The sequence below is a fragment of the Longitalea arenae genome (assembly GCF_016924755.1).
In the GTDB taxonomy this organism is placed as follows: Bacteria; Bacteroidota; Bacteroidia; order Chitinophagales; family Chitinophagaceae; genus Niastella; species Niastella arenae.
In genome coordinates this window covers 72,915-87,109 of the sequence record NZ_JAFFJX010000013.1, presented here as the reverse complement: position 1 = coordinate 87,109, position 14,195 = coordinate 72,915, and the positions used below count along the sequence as shown (strand labels likewise).

General features: G+C 46.3%; 13 protein-coding genes. 7 read left to right on the top strand and 6 right to left on the bottom strand.

The genetic code is table 11. The annotated features are described in order from the left end of the window. Nucleotides 1–96 precede the first annotated feature (96 nt). From pyrG to JT717_RS21735, 3 genes are all read left to right on the top strand, one after another. Nucleotides 97–1,746, top strand: coding sequence for a CTP synthase (pyrG, locus tag JT717_RS21745; protein ID WP_205513145.1), 1,650 nt, complete (start codon nt 97–99; stop codon nt 1,744–1,746). Between the two features lie 382 nt (nt 1,747–2,128). Beyond that, entirely contained in the window at nt 2,129–3,955 is a 1,827-nt protein-coding gene (gene yidC, locus JT717_RS21740) for a membrane protein insertase YidC (RefSeq protein WP_240348343.1), read from the top strand. A gap of 370 nt (nt 3,956–4,325) precedes the next feature. Then, nucleotides 4,326–4,991: a hypothetical protein gene (locus JT717_RS21735; RefSeq protein WP_205513143.1), complete on the top strand. Its 666-nt coding sequence runs from the start codon at nt 4,326–4,328 to the stop codon at nt 4,989–4,991. A gap of 7 nt (nt 4,992–4,998) precedes the next feature. On the opposite strand, the gene JT717_RS21730 is transcribed toward JT717_RS21735, so the two are convergent. Then, nucleotides 4,999–5,352 carry a hypothetical protein gene (locus JT717_RS21730; protein ID WP_205513142.1) on the bottom strand — a complete coding sequence of 118 codons (354 nt, stop codon included), beginning with the start codon at nt 5,350–5,352 and terminating at the stop codon, nt 4,999–5,001. A 374-nt stretch (nt 5,353–5,726) separates the two neighbouring features. Between JT717_RS21730 and JT717_RS21725 the strand changes: the two genes are divergently transcribed. From JT717_RS21725 to JT717_RS21715, 3 genes are all read left to right on the top strand, one after another. Then, complete coding sequence (locus JT717_RS21725; protein WP_205513141.1) at nt 5,727–7,142, top strand: tetratricopeptide repeat protein; 1,416 nt, start codon at nt 5,727–5,729, stop codon at nt 7,140–7,142. A gap of 225 nt (nt 7,143–7,367) precedes the next feature. Next, nucleotides 7,368–8,141 carry a phosphosulfolactate synthase gene (locus tag JT717_RS21720; RefSeq protein ID WP_205513140.1) on the top strand — a complete coding sequence of 258 codons (774 nt, stop codon included), beginning with the start codon at nt 7,368–7,370 and terminating at the stop codon, nt 8,139–8,141. A gap of 188 nt (nt 8,142–8,329) precedes the next feature. After that, nucleotides 8,330–9,067 carry a shikimate dehydrogenase family protein gene (locus JT717_RS21715; protein ID WP_205513139.1) on the top strand — a complete coding sequence of 246 codons (738 nt, stop codon included), beginning with the start codon at nt 8,330–8,332 and terminating at the stop codon, nt 9,065–9,067. A gap of 241 nt (nt 9,068–9,308) precedes the next feature. Here JT717_RS21715 and JT717_RS21710 read toward each other — a convergent pair whose 3' ends face one another. From JT717_RS21710 to JT717_RS21690, 5 genes are all read right to left on the bottom strand, one after another. Further along, nucleotides 9,309–9,740 carry an acyl-CoA thioesterase gene (locus tag JT717_RS21710; protein WP_205513138.1) on the bottom strand — a complete coding sequence of 144 codons (432 nt, stop codon included), beginning with the start codon at nt 9,738–9,740 and terminating at the stop codon, nt 9,309–9,311. A 132-nt stretch (nt 9,741–9,872) separates the two neighbouring features. Then, nucleotides 9,873–10,922: a hypothetical protein gene (locus tag JT717_RS21705; protein ID WP_205513137.1), complete on the bottom strand. Its 1,050-nt coding sequence runs from the start codon at nt 10,920–10,922 to the stop codon at nt 9,873–9,875. 1 nt (nt 10,923) lies between these two features. After that, nucleotides 10,924–11,502: an RNA polymerase sigma factor gene (locus JT717_RS21700; protein ID WP_205513136.1), complete on the bottom strand. Its 579-nt coding sequence runs from the start codon at nt 11,500–11,502 to the stop codon at nt 10,924–10,926. A 27-nt stretch (nt 11,503–11,529) separates the two neighbouring features. Then, nucleotides 11,530–12,120, bottom strand: coding sequence for an RdgB/HAM1 family non-canonical purine NTP pyrophosphatase (gene rdgB / locus JT717_RS21695; protein WP_205513135.1), 591 nt, complete (start codon nt 12,118–12,120; stop codon nt 11,530–11,532). Nucleotides 12,121–12,190: 70 nt separating this feature from the next. Then, nucleotides 12,191–12,808 (bottom strand): hypothetical protein, encoded by a 618-nt coding sequence (locus JT717_RS21690; protein ID WP_205513134.1) that lies wholly within the window; start codon nt 12,806–12,808, stop codon nt 12,191–12,193. Between the two features lie 129 nt (nt 12,809–12,937). Here JT717_RS21690 and JT717_RS21685 point away from each other — a divergent pair, with 129 nt between their 5' ends. Continuing rightward, nucleotides 12,938–14,002: a branched-chain amino acid aminotransferase gene (locus tag JT717_RS21685; protein ID WP_205513133.1), complete on the top strand. Its 1,065-nt coding sequence runs from the start codon at nt 12,938–12,940 to the stop codon at nt 14,000–14,002. Nucleotides 14,003–14,195: the final 193 nt, after the last annotated feature.

Below are 14,195 nucleotides of genomic sequence, written 5' to 3'. Positions count from 1 at the left end.
TATCATTAAGAGTTTTAAGTTTCCGCTGGTCAAATTATAGTGGGATTCGATAATCAGTAAAAAAGATAGAGACGTTTAATAAAAATAACCATTATTATGGCCAAGCATATTTTTGTTACCGGTGGGGTAACTTCATCATTAGGAAAAGGGATCATTGCAGCTTCGCTAGCAAAACTGTTGCAGGCGAGGGGATTGAGGGTAACAATTCAGAAGTTCGATCCGTACATCAACGTCGATCCGGGAACGCTTAACCCGTACGAACATGGCGAATGTTATGTTACCGAAGATGGTGCTGAGACCGATCTGGACCTTGGCCACTACGAGCGCTTCCTGAATATTTTCACTACGCAGGCGAACAACGTAACTACCGGCCGTATTTATCAAACCGTCATTAATAAAGAACGCGAAGGCGCTTACCTGGGCAAGACCGTACAGGTGGTTCCGCATATAACCGATGAGATCAAACGCCGCATGCTGCTGCTGGGCACCACCAACGAATATGATATTATCATTACCGAGCTGGGGGGTACCGTGGGCGACATCGAGAGCCTTCCTTTCATTGAAGCATTGCGTCAGTTGCAATGGGAACTGCCCGAGGAAGATACCGTAGTGGTACACCTTACGCTGATCCCCTACCTGAAAGCAGCCAAGGAATTAAAGACAAAACCTACCCAGCACAGTGTTAAAATGCTGAGCCAGGAAGGAGTACATCCCGATATCATCGTTTGCCGTACCGAAAAAACGATGACGCCTGATCTGCGCCGCAAGATCGCCCTCTTCTGTAATGTAAAACAGGAAGCCGTTATTGAAGCAGCCGATGCGCCTACTATTTATGAAGTGCCGCTGGCCATGATGCGCGAGAAGCTCGATCTTATTTGTCTGAAGAAACTCAATATCAATAATTACCATGAACCCGATCTGCACAAGTGGAAAGAGTTCCTGGATAAGCTGAAATATCCCAAGAACCAGGTGACCATTGGCCTGATCGGTAAATACATCGAGCTGCAGGATGCGTACAAATCCATCCTCGAAGCTTTTGTACATGCCGGCGCCCTCAATGAATGCAAGGTGCAGATCCAGAATGTGCACAGTGAATTCATTACGCCTGAAAATGTAGGGGAGAAGCTCGCCAATCTCGATGGCCTGCTGGTAGCCCCTGGTTTTGGTCACCGCGGGGTAGAAGGGAAAATACTGGCGGTAAAATACGCCCGTGAAAATAAACTGCCTTTCTTTGGGATCTGCCTGGGCATGCAAATGGCGGTGATCGAGTTTGCCCGTAATGTACTGGGTTTGAAAGAAGCCCATTCTACGGAAATGAATGCCAATACACCCGATCCGGTCATTGACCTGATGGAAGAGCAAAAGGCCATCACCTCCAAAGGGGGAACCATGCGTTTGGGCGCTTATTCCTGCGAAACCACCGAAGGCAGCCTGGCCCGCCAGATCTATGCCAATGAAGTGATCAGTGAGCGGCACCGGCACCGCTGGGAATTCAATAACCGCTACCTGAACCAGTTCCAGGAAGCCGGCATGGTGGCCAGCGGTAAGAACAATGAGAACCAGCTGGTTGAGATCGTGGAACTGCCTGCACATCCGTTCTTTATCGGTGTTCAATACCACCCCGAGTTAAAGAGCACGGTCGAAAATCCGCATCCGATCTTTGTGAACTTTGTGAAAGCCGCGAAAGAATATTCAGAACAAAAAACAACGGTAAAAAATCCCTTACTTCAAGGGGAGATAATATAAACGGTTTATGGTTTATAGTTTCTCGTTTATGGTTCGCAGGCGCGGCAAGGGTTTAGTTTATGGTTTGTGGTATGAGTTTATGGTTTTGCGAATGTATTAGGCTGATAATCATTGCAGTTTCTTCAAGGCTCGGAGCAACCACAAACAACAAACCATAAACCACAAACTTGTATATGGTAGCGTGTAAAAGGTTAATTCTGCGGTGTTGCGGATATAGTAAGTTGATATTCAGTAGGAATGTTCAAGGCGCGTAGCAACTACAAACAACAAACCATAAACCACAAACCGCCAAATCGCGTAGCAACTACAAACAACAAACCATAAACCACAAACCCGTATATCCCTATCTTTGCACCTCTTCTAAACTAGTAGTATAATGAATATGGACCGCAATACGGTGATTGGCTTTGTGTTGTTAGCGCTTTTACTGTTTGTATATCTTTTTATTTCCACCAAGAACAGTCGCGAACTGGAAGCAAAAAAGCAGCACTACACAGATTCAGTCGCCCGGGTACAAAAGCATATCCAGGATTCCCTGGCCAAATTTGATACGGTGGCTGTTGATACAGCTGCAGTAGCCGGCCAACTGGCCACCCGGGGTGCCGAACAATTAACCATTGTTGAAAATGAAGTAGTTAAGATCAGTTTTAGCAATAAAGGTGGTCAACCCAAACAGGTAGAGCTCAAAAATTATAAATCGCTCATCAATGGCAAGCCGGTTTTGTTGAACAACAGCTCATTCGATAAATGGTCGTACAGCATCAATGCCGGCAACAATACATCGGCCCAGGTGGCCGATATTTATTTCATGGCGCCCAGGGTCGTTCGTAATGCCGATAACAGTCAAACCGTGATCTACCAGGCGCCTGTTCCCGGTAAGGGCAACATCACCCACCAGTTCACCATCCGCCCCAACGATTACCTGATCGACTGGGACCTGCAGTTAACCGGTGCCGACCAGATGCTGACGCAAGGTGCTTTTAACCTGATCTGGCAACAACAGCCCAGTCAGCAGGAGACCGATGTAAAGTATGAGCGTACCCAAAGCACGGTTGGTTTTTATGAGGACAATGATTTTGATTATATCCAGACAAAATCTGCCAAGACCTTTGAAAAGCCGGTACAATGGGTAAGCGTTTCGCAGCAGTTCTTTAATACGGCGATTATTTCGAAGAACAAATTCAGTTCAGGCGAAGTAAAATTCGTCAAGAACCTCGAAGATACCACCAGCAAAATAGCAGAAGTAACAACGACCCTGCAAACCCGTTTACCATTGGGACCGAATGCCACATTCCCCATGCAATTGTATTTCGGTCCGAACGATTATGGCATCCTGCGCAAGCATAGGAACGAGATCCCGGAAATGGAAAAGATCGTGAACCTGGGACGTGACATGTATGCTTTTGTGCGCCCTATCAACAAGTATATTGTGATGCCGGTGTTCGACTTCTTTAAAGGGTTTGGGGTTAGTCTGGGTATTGCCATCGCCCTGCTTACCTTATTCATCCGTTTGCTCACCTCACCGCTGGTGTATACCAGTTACCTGAGCGGCGCCAAAATGAAGGCATTAAGACCCGAAATTGAAAAGCTAAAGGAAAAATACAATAACGACCAGCAGCAGGTGGGGGTAGAACAAATGAAATTGTTCCGCGAAGCAGGGGTGAACCCATTGGGTGGTTGTATCCCGGCCTTATTGCAGATCCCGATCTTCTTTGCCCTGTATAGTTTCTTTAACTCGAATATCGATCTGCGCGGGGTTGATTTCTTATGGGCCGATAACCTGGCTGCATATGATGCCATCGTTCGCTGGAATTTCAATATCATCGGATTGGGCAATCACCTCAGTTTGTTTACCATTACTGCGGTGCTTACCAGCTTCCTGATCTCGATCTATAACATGAACATGACGCCCGATCAGAACAACCCGGCGCTCAAGTACATGCCATATATTTTCCCTTTCATCTTATTATTTGTGTTCAACGGATTGCCGGCGGCCCTTACCTGGTATTATACCGTGTCGAACGTGATCACTTTGATCTTACAGTTCGTTATTCAGAACTATATCATCGACCATGACAAGATCCTGGCGAAGATCGAGGAGAACCGTAAGAAGCCAAAGTCCAAATCGAAATGGCAGGAGCGTTTGGAACAAATGCAGGCAGCCCAGCAAGAGGCCCAAAAAGCCCGGGAGAGAAGCCAGAAGAAGTAGATTGGAAGTAATCTTTTTATAGCAAAGTGAGCTCTTGATTCGGGCTCACTTTTTTTTGGATTGCTGATTTCTGATTTCTGATTTTGAGATTTTGAGATTTTGAGATTTTGAGATTTTGAGATTTCTCCGGATTGAACCATCCGATAAACCGCCCAATCCCGAAATCCCGCAATCCCGAAATCTCAAAATCCCCCAATTCCGCAATCCCGAAATCAGAAATCAGAAATTGCCTTCCTTCGCAAGGCATTCATTTTTAACATTTTTGCCTATAAAAGAGGCTTTAACCTTTTAAAATTTGGCTGGTCTTTGTATTTTACGCAGCAACTATTATGACCTTGTCCGCATCTTGCTATTATTACAACCGTAGATCATGAAAAAAAGACTTGTGTTACTGTTTGTTAGTTGTATGGGCCTGCTGGTTTCGGCCAGTGCGCAGCGAAAGGTAAGCGAGCTTACCCTGGTATATGATGCCAGTATCTCCAGCGGCAGCAAAGAGCCTAAAATGGCCGATGCCCTTGACGGGCATACCAAAACGATGTACATCAAAGGAAATATGAGCCGGGCTGAAATAGCCAGCGCCCTGTTTTCTTCAGCTACTATCCATGACTCCAAAGCAGGCACCTCGGTGGTGTTGAAAGAAGTGAGCGGGCAGAAACTACTGATCAGGATGACCAATGATAATTGGGCAGAAAACAATAAACGCTACGATGGGATAACTTTTGCCAATACCAGCGAGAATAAGACCATTGCCGGTTATAATTGTATTAAGGCGGTGGCTACATTGCCTGATGGAACTAATTTCACCGTATTCTACACCCCCGATATTGTTCCGGAGAACAAGGAATACGATTACCAGTTCAAGAACCTGAACGGTTTGCCTCTTGAATATGAACTGGTACAGGGTAAACTGACCATCAAATACACGGTATCGAAAATCAACATGAACCCCGTGCCGGCTTCAAAGTTCGACATCCCTAAATCAGGCTACCGCGAAATGACCTATGAGGAAAGTAAAAAAATGAACGTAAGTAATTGATCCGGGATTATTTACGTAACCGGATCTTCAGATCTAAAGCGTTCAGATTGTTGCGATACGTGGAATGATCACACGAAACATTCACCCGGCCTTTATAAGGTAAAATGAATACCTTATTGCCTTGCTGATACGTTACCACGGTATTGTGGGTAATGTAGTTATTGGTGCGTACGCTACTGAGGATGTGGCTGCCTGAGTAGGCCGGACCGGCTTTCAAAGTAAAGCCATTGGTTGTTCTTATAGGAGTAAAATCGGGTTTGCGAAGCGCCTCCGCTTTCTTTTTATCACCACCTCCGCTGCTGGCCAGCGCAAGCGCGAATGCCCCGATCATCGCACAACTGATGATGGTCTTTTTAAGCATGTGGTTAAGTTTTAGCGTAGAGTTCACTTGCATATTGATTACAAAAATATAGAAAAAAATTTAGTTTTTTTTAACCCTTCAGATTAAAGTTTATACTTCCCTTAACGAATGAGATACATAAATGTTACGGATTTCATAACGAAATCGTTGGTTTTTTTACAATTTTTTGATCGCTATTCATAACCCCTTGTAATTCAAAAATAAGTGTTTAACTGCCCTTTGCTAACAGGATAAGCATAATACGAGAACGGGCGGTAGTTAGTATAGCATAAGTGGTTTTTATTATTAATAATAATTATTCACATCCCGTATAAAATTAAAATTGGTACCCATCGCTAAAAATTCTATTTTACATTAACCTACTAATTAAATAAATGAGAGAAAATCCGTTTCGTCAGGATAATGAAGAAATTCGTGAGTTAGTGAAGCAGTTCCAGAATCTCAAAGCAGGACGGGGCAACTCCTTTCTCGAAGAAGAGGCCTTTGAAAAGATCATCGACTATTTTGATGATGTAGAGGACCTGCCCCAGGCCCTGGAAGCTGCTGAAATGGGCATTGAGCAATACCCCTATTCTTCCGCCCTGCTCATTAAAAAAGCCGATCTTTTAATTGCTACCCGTCATTATAACGAGGCCCTCGAAATACTGAATCATGCCGAACTGCTCGATAGCAACGATATTAACCTGTACATTTTAAAGACCGATGTATACCTGGCGCTCGACCAGCAGGAAAAAGCAGTGGAGCTGCTGCAGAACGCCCTGCAGCTTTTCGAAGGCCAGGAACGCATAGAATTGCTGTTTGAACTGGCCGACGTGTACGATGATTACGAAGAGTTCGATAAGATCTTCGACTGCCTCAAGCTCATCCTGGAACAGGAGCCTACCAATGAGGAAGCGTTGTACAAGATCTGCTTCTGGACCGACTTTACCGGCCGTAATGAAGAAAGCATTACCCTGCATCAGCACATCATCGATGAAAACCCTTACAGCGAGCTGGCCTGGTTCAACCTGGCGGCTGCCTACCAGGGCTTAAAACTCTACGAAAAAGCAATTGATTCCTATAAGTACGCTGTTGCCATCGACGAGAAATTCGATTATGCCTACCGCAATATGGGCGATGCGTACATCCGTTTGCGTAAATACAAAGACGCGATCGAAGTACTGGAGAAAGTGCTTGAATTGTCGCGCCCCGAAGATGTGATCTATGAAGCCATAGGCCACTGCTACGATCGCATGAAGAATTTTGCACAGGCGCGCTTCTATTACCGCAAAGCCTCGCACCTGAACCAGGGCGATAGCAAACTCTATTACAAGATAGCCTGCACCTACATCAACGAACAGCAATGGTCGATGGCCGTAAAGCAACTGGAAAGCGCTATGCAGATCCATCGCCTGCAGCCGGAATATAACCTGGCCATGGGTGAATGTAAAATGCAGCTGGGCGATTACAAGGAAGCTATTCAATATTTTTCTAATGTTGTACGACAAAGGCCGCGTAATATTTCCAGCTGGGAAGCGCTTATCCGCTGTTTATACCAGGGTGAATTTTATGAAGAGGCCTTAGAGCAGGCAAAAGCCGCATTAAAGATCACCGAATCGAAGCCGATCTTCATTTATTATCTCAGTGCCATCTATCTGGCCCTGGGTAAAACCAAGGAAGCATTACTGCAACTGGAAACCGCATTAAATGCCTCTCCGAAGTTGTTGAAGAAGTTGATCCACCTCAATCCGGCCGTGCTGCGCCATCCGCTGGTGATCGATGTGATCGCGCATCACAAAAAGAAGCAATAAGCATAGACAACAAGGAAGCAATAGATAAAGCAAGAATTTTAAACGCCATGGTTTGGTGAAAGCCGCTCCATGGCTTTATTGTTTACCTGCTTCACTTTAACTTGTTTTTAACCACTGTTGCTAATTTTTTTTGCCCATTGCCAATTGTCTATTGTGAATTGATTCTTACCTGTTTTCCATTATTTTTGCGGCGGCTTTAAAAATTGTTGCACAAAAAAACAAGGAATGAATTTTAACCTCACACAGATCCCCGACAGGATTAAGAAACCACGCAACAGCGGTATTACGATGGTAATGGACAAAGGCCTGAGCATTCCAGAAGCGCAAAACATGATGAGCGTTGGACATCCGCACATAGATATTGTTAAGCTCGGCTTTGGAACTTCTTTTGTAACACCGAACCTGCGCGAAAAAATTGAAGTTTATCAATCGTACGACATTCCCGTTTATTTTGGAGGCACTTTGTTTGAGGCGTTCCTGATCCGTAACCAGTTTAATGATTATATCAGCGTTTGTAAAGAATATGGTATTTCCTATATGGAAGTAAGCGATGGTTCTATCAATATTCCGCATGCTGAAAAATGCGGTTATATTGAGAAGCTCGCCAAACATGGTACCGTGCTGAGTGAAGTAGGAAGTAAAGATGCTGCACATATTATCCCGCCTTATAAATGGATTGAACTGATGCGGGCCGAGCTGAATGCCGGTTCCTCATACGTGATCGCTGAAGCGCGCGAAGCTGGTAACGTAGGTATTTACCGCGGTTCCGGTGAAGTACGCGAAGGCCTGGTTCAGGAGATCCTCACACAAATCCCCGGTGAAAAGATCTTATGGGAAGCACCGCAAAAAGCGCAGCAGTTGTACTTTATCGAGCTCCTGGGCTGTAATGTAAACCTCGGTAATATTGCGCCTACTGAAGTTATTCCTTTAGAAACAATGCGTATCGGCCTGAGGGGCGATACCTTTAATTTGTTCCTGAATGGGAATGGAGTGAAATAGGTTTGTTGAGTATAGTAAAGCCGGCAGGTTGACAAGTCATTGGTGCCGGTTACCAGTTCCGGGGAAATACAAAATATAGCGGGTATTCTCGAATAAAGTCCTGGTAACCGGGAACCGGTAAGCCGGTAACTTTGCCGGTTCACGATTCGCGGTTAAGTTCCGGAAGTATCCATTAAAAGAACAGCCTCATGAAAAAATATGGCCTGATCGGCTATCCTTTGAGCCATTCATTTTCTCAGAAATATTTTACAGAGAAGTTCCAGCGGGAAAATATCACCGGCTGTATATACGAGAATTTCCCGCTGGCTTCTATTGATGAATTTCCGGCGCTTATCCAGGATCAGCCTGCGCTGCAGGGCCTGAATGTTACGATCCCTTACAAAGAGAAAGTCATTCCCTTCCTTACTGCACAGAGTGAGGTTGTACAAAGGATCGGCGCCTGTAACTGCATTAAAATAGAACAGGGAACCCTCACAGGCCATAATACCGATGTAGTTGGTTTTGAAATGTCGTTAAGGCCCTTGCTGCAGGCTTTTCATAAAAAGGCGCTGGTGCTGGGCACAGGCGGTGCAGCCAAAGCCGTGCATTATGTGCTGGATAAACTCGGCATACAGTTCCTGGAAGTATCCCGCAATCCCGTTACGAGCCGCCAGATCGGTTACCATCAGATCGATGAGACGCTGATCAAAGACCACCAGCTGATCATTAATACCAGTCCGCTCGGCATGTACCCCAACATCAATGAATGTCCGCCCTTGCCCTACGAGGCGCTGACATCTACCCATTATTTGTTCGACCTGGTGTATAATCCCGCGAAAACATTATTCCTGCAAAGAGGGGAGGAGCAGGGCGCTGCAATCAAGAATGGGCATGATATGCTGATCATTCAGGCGGAGGAGAGTTGGAGAATCTGGAATAACGATTAGCTGATGTGCTGATTTGCTGATGTGCTAATGGAGGCAAAAGGCAAGGAGGCAACGAGGCAACTGGCAACCGGTAACTGCTAACCGGTAACCGGTACCTGGTAACTGGTAACCGGTAACTGCTAACCGGTAACCGGCAACTGGTACCTGGTAACGCAACCGGTAACTGCTAACCGGCAACTGGCAACCGGTAACCGGCAACCGGCAACTGGTAACTGGTAACCGGCAACCGCTAACGTTTTCTTTATCCCTTTAACTTATCAGCCACTTCCCCAGGGATCGCCGCCACTTTTTTCTTGCTGTAATCATAACAGACCATGCCGGTTTTGGCCACAGCCACCAGCTGCATGGGATCGCCGGAACCTTTCTCCAGTTTATAATACAGATCAAAAGAGATCTTCGAAATGTCAGCGGCGGCTACAGAAACGATCACTTCATCTCCATAGAACAACTCACTTTTAAATTCAATAGCCACATCGCTCATGATGAGGCCAACGCCGGCCAGGTTCAATTCACCATAGCCAAGTTGTTGCAGGAATTGCACCCGCGCTTCATGGATCATGGACAGGATGGTATCATTGCCCACATGATTGCCATAATTGAGGTCGGTTATACGTACAGGGATAGTCGTGGAAAAGACAAATTGTTCGGGCAATTCAACTTTTATTCTGGCCATGCTTTATGGGGTTAGTATTGGTCAATGGTGAATGGTCAATGGTGAATGGGGCGCTCCACTATTGAGTAGTCTGCACTTTCCGCCACCACCTGTATCAACTGTATTAACTTTATCAACTTATCAACCCGCCAGCTACTCTTCTGCCATCAGCAGGTCCTTCAGCTCCAGAATATCGGTAAAGCTGGTGGGGGTAGGAACGAAAGAGGTCTGGTTCAGGAATTTTTCTTTCCATTCGTTGAACCGGATCTTCCACAGGCTATTCTCCTGCATCATGAAATCAAAATAATCCTGCTGTTCCACATCCTGGTTGATGGTGTTGATGATATGCAGGAATTTCGAAGAAATGCGGGTTTGCTCGCCGTTCGGACTGGTCACGGTGATATAGCAATTATCGGGAGAGGTGATCAGCTTTTTATCGAGGATCACCTGGCCGTTGGCATCGCGAATGAGCGGAGCTTCCACATCGGGTGGATTGATCTCGGTAAACTCAACGGCCTGCACATCATCCATACCTGCATAACTGGTAGCAATAGGCTGGTAGTCATAAAAAGCGGTACGGCGGCCCAGGCGGTTGCCATAGCGTTTGGTTAAAACGCCCCCATCGGTCAGGGCTGCCAGTTGTTTCTGATGCAGCCGTTCAACCCGTTCAACAGGCCTTTCACCAATCTCGGTGTCTGCGGCCGGTTTCCTGTTTTGAGCGGTGGTACTTTTATCGGCAGATGATGAATGAGTTGTAGTGTTGACTACCACAGGCGGCCTGTCCGCAGTATTGTTGCGGTCGAGCAAATACCAGGCGCCAACAGTAAGCAAGACGATGGCGGCCGCAGCCACAATGGCTTTGCGGGAATGCAGGGCTATCACCCGGCCTTCTTTTTTGGCGGCAGCCTGCTGCGCCAAATGGGCCGAGATGTTTTCCCAGGCATTAAAAGGAGGAGCTATGCTAAGATCCTGCATCTTTTTAGCAGCTGATAATTCATCTGCTGCCAATGGGGTATTTAATTGCGCCGCAATATCGGACCATAGGCCCTGCGGAGGCATAACAGCGAGATCATACATCTTTTTAGCAACGGGGATCTCGTCTGCATCATATTCCGCATTTAAACGCGCCGCAATATCGGGCCAAACGCCCGGCGGGGGCGTTACCTCCAGATTGTTCAGCGTATGTTTAATATTCGTTGCCATATTAACGGGTGTAGGATTTTTGCGTATCGCTCAAATATTGGGCTATCTTTTTTTGTAAAACTGATTTGGCTCTCGCCAGTTGTGATTTGCTGGTTCCTTCACTAATGCCCAGCATATCACCTATTTCTTTATGCGAATATCCCTCCACTACATACAGGTTGAAAACTGCTCTGTAGCCGGGGGATAATTCCTGTACAATTTTAATAATATCTTTCTCTGCCAGGTTTTCAAGGGCTGAGATATCGGCATTCTCGATGGTGCCTTCCTCTTTTTCGGTAACCATCGACAGTTTGGTCGATTTTTTACGAAAATGTTCAATGGAAGTATTCACAAAAACCCGTCTGATCCAACCTTCAAAGGAGCCTTCGGCCCTGAAATGGTGTAAATTCCTGTACACTTTTATAAAACCTTCCTGCAGCAGATCCTGTGCATCTTCCACATTACTGGCATAGCGCAAACAAACCGCATACATTTTGGGCGAAAAACGGTGATACAGTTCTTCCTGCATCCGCCGGTCCCCGGCAATGCATCCTCTTATTAAGTCGGATTCTGAAATGGTATAGTTGCTTTTCTGCTCCAAAAAATCGTTCTAGGTATAAAATTATGCCTATTGTGTGTTTGTTACCGCTTTTTGCAAAAATAATACAAGTTTATCAGCTGCTTTTTTGCGATGGCTCCATTCATTCTTTTCTGCCATGGTCATTTCCGCAAAACTGCGGTTACTGCCGGCTGGTTTAAATACCGGATCGTAGCCGAAACCGCCGGTACCGCTTCGTTCATGGGCAATAGTGCCTTCACAGATACCCTCAAAAAGCCATTCCTTGCCTTCCCAGATAAGCGAGATCACCGTCCGGAACCGTGCCCGCCGGTTCTCTTCATTGCCCAGTTTCTGCAGTAATTTATCAATATTCCGGTCAAAAGCTTTGTCCTCACCGGCATAACGGGCACTTTTAACCCCGGGTTCACCATTTAAGGCTTCTACTTCGAGCCCGGTATCTTCACTAAAACACGATAATCCGGTCAACTGGTGAATGGCGCGTGATTTTTCGCTGGCATTCGCTTCGAGGCTGTCGTGCGGTTCAGGAATGTCGATATCGATCCCCGCCTGCTTCAGACTGATCACTTCTAACTGGCTGCCAATGGCGGCCTGAATTTCCTGAACTTTATGTTGATTATTGGTAGCGAAAATTAGTTTCATTGTTTGTTTGCGATTTTAACCGAACGTCTGGTGACCAGTAGCATAGTGGCTAGTGGGTGAATGGCCCGCTTTAAAGAAACATTCTCTTCAAACATTCCCACAATTTCTTCTTCAGTCCCTTGGCTGCATCGCCTTCCTGGTTGAGCTGGCTAAGCGCCGGTGTAAACAGGTAGGTAGTGCCGGCATAAGGTTGTTCTTTAAATGAGGGAAAGTTGATCGGCAGTTGAATTTCGTCTGGTTCTACCCCAAATAATAAGAGGAAGGCAGGTTGTAACTGCGTTTTCAGGCGGTCAATGACTACCGGAGCCGTGGCATGGTTCACGATGGCTACATCGGCCATGTTCAGTTTACAGGCGTCCAGCATTTTCGTCAGGAACTGCAGGTCAGATTCCGGCACAAACACTTCGTTGGGATAGTTCACGACAACACTGATCTGTTTCTTATTGTTTCCAAGCGATTTATAAGGCGGAAGATCGGCGGGTTTTGGCGCTGGGGCCGTTTTTACGGCCACCGGTTCCGGTTCGGCTGCTCTGTTGACAGGCGCCGGCTCCTTTTTCACCGGTTCGGGTTCTGCCACGGCGGCTGCTCCTGCTTCGGATCCCGCTGTATATCCTTCCGGCGCTATCAGCGAGTTGCGGTACAGATCGGCAATAACAAAACCGGGTAATTTTATATTAGTTAAGCTCATTGTTCAAAAGATGTTCGTAATCAAATAAATAACAAGCAGCGGCTCCCTTTGTTTTACGAACAGTTGTTAGTAATATATTTGACAGCGCCAAACTTTATTTGTTTATTTGCGGCTCAAAAATACTTGATTATGGTTGAAGCTTATAGTATACCTGTTACAAAAATTGAGCATAGCAGGTTACCCGGAATTACGCTCGAGAACATTCCTTTTGGAAGAACGTTTACCGATCACATGCTGGAAGCCGATTATGAAAATGGCGAATGGAAAAATGTGGAGATAAAGCCTTACCAGCCACTGATGGTCAGTCCGTCCCTGGCAGCCATTCATTACGGCCAGTCGATCTTTGAGGGCATCAAAGCCTATAAGAATGAGGCCGGAGAAGCTTATATTTTCAGGCCATATGATAATTATAAACGTTTTAACCTGTCGGCAGCCCGCATGGAAATGCCGGATGTGCCGGAAGATATATTTATCGAAGGGATGCGGCAGTTGATAGCGCTGGACAAGGATTGGATCCCTGCGCAGGAGAATCACTCTTTATATATTCGTCCGTTCATGTTCTCTTCCGATGAGATGATCGGCGTACGGGCTTCTGAGAAATACAAGTTCATGATCATTTTGAGCCCGACGGGCCCCTATTACAGTGCGCCCATGCGTATTTATGTAGAAGAGAAATATACCCGCGCCGCGCCGGGTGGGGTAGGTTTTGCCAAAGCTGCGGGGAATTATGCAGCAGCCATGTATGTTACCGCCCAGGCAAAAAAGCAGGGGTATGACCAGGTCTTGTGGACGGATGTATATGAGCATAAATATGTGCAGGAGATCGGCACCATGAATGTATTCTTTGTGATCGGGGATACCGCCGTTACGCCTGAACTGAGCGCTGGTACGATCCTGGCCGGGGTAACCCGCGACAGTGTTATGACCATCCTGGAGGAAATGGGCCTGAGGGTGGAAGAAAAGCCGGTGTCTGTGGATATGCTGATGGATGCCTATAAGGCAGGGGAGTTGCGGGAAGTGTTCGGGACCGGTACTGCGGCCACCGTTTCGCTGATCCGCGAACTGAAGTACAAAGATTTTGTGATGTCCTTCGATACCGGTACATGGAAGGTTACACCGGAGATCAAAAGCCGGCTGGATGCCATCCGGGAAGGCCGGGCAGCTGATAAATATGGCTGGATGTTCAAGGTGTAGGTCTCTCAGTTCCGGTTAAAAAAAATGCCTGACAGACCCGGATCGGGTCTGTTTTTTTATGTTTTTCAGGTATTTTTACCCGGAGATCAGCTGTTTTTCAACTTATTTTGCACATTTCTGGCGGCTGGAGGGATAATCCATGAAAAATGGAGCCGATTTTTTTGGTTATAAATTTTATCCGCTTAACTTTGCC

What these genes read in the sequence shown, in the direction of transcription:
- JT717_RS21720 (WP_205513140.1), top strand. Translation starts at nt 7,368, where the DNA reads ATGAATTTTAACCTCACACAGATCCCCGACAGGATTAAGAAACCACGC.
- JT717_RS21685 (WP_205513133.1), top strand. Translation starts at nt 12,938, where the DNA reads ATGGTTGAAGCTTATAGTATACCTGTTACAAAAATTGAGCATAGCAGG.
- rdgB (WP_205513135.1), bottom strand. Translation starts at nt 12,120, where the DNA reads ATGAAACTAATTTTCGCTACCAATAATCAACATAAAGTTCAGGAAATT.
- JT717_RS21705 (WP_205513137.1), bottom strand. Translation starts at nt 10,922, where the DNA reads ATGGCAACGAATATTAAACATACGCTGAACAATCTGGAGGTAACGCCC.
- JT717_RS21710 (WP_205513138.1), bottom strand. Translation starts at nt 9,740, where the DNA reads ATGGCCAGAATAAAAGTTGAATTGCCCGAACAATTTGTCTTTTCCACG.
- JT717_RS21735 (WP_205513143.1), top strand. Translation starts at nt 4,326, where the DNA reads ATGAAAAAAAGACTTGTGTTACTGTTTGTTAGTTGTATGGGCCTGCTG.
- JT717_RS21725 (WP_205513141.1), top strand. Translation starts at nt 5,727, where the DNA reads ATGAGAGAAAATCCGTTTCGTCAGGATAATGAAGAAATTCGTGAGTTA.
- JT717_RS21715 (WP_205513139.1), top strand. Translation starts at nt 8,330, where the DNA reads ATGAAAAAATATGGCCTGATCGGCTATCCTTTGAGCCATTCATTTTCT.
- pyrG (WP_205513145.1), top strand. Translation starts at nt 97, where the DNA reads ATGGCCAAGCATATTTTTGTTACCGGTGGGGTAACTTCATCATTAGGA.
- JT717_RS21690 (WP_205513134.1), bottom strand. Translation starts at nt 12,808, where the DNA reads ATGAGCTTAACTAATATAAAATTACCCGGTTTTGTTATTGCCGATCTG.
- JT717_RS21730 (WP_205513142.1), bottom strand. Translation starts at nt 5,352, where the DNA reads ATGCTTAAAAAGACCATCATCAGTTGTGCGATGATCGGGGCATTCGCG.
- yidC (WP_240348343.1), top strand. Translation starts at nt 2,129, where the DNA reads ATGGACCGCAATACGGTGATTGGCTTTGTGTTGTTAGCGCTTTTACTG.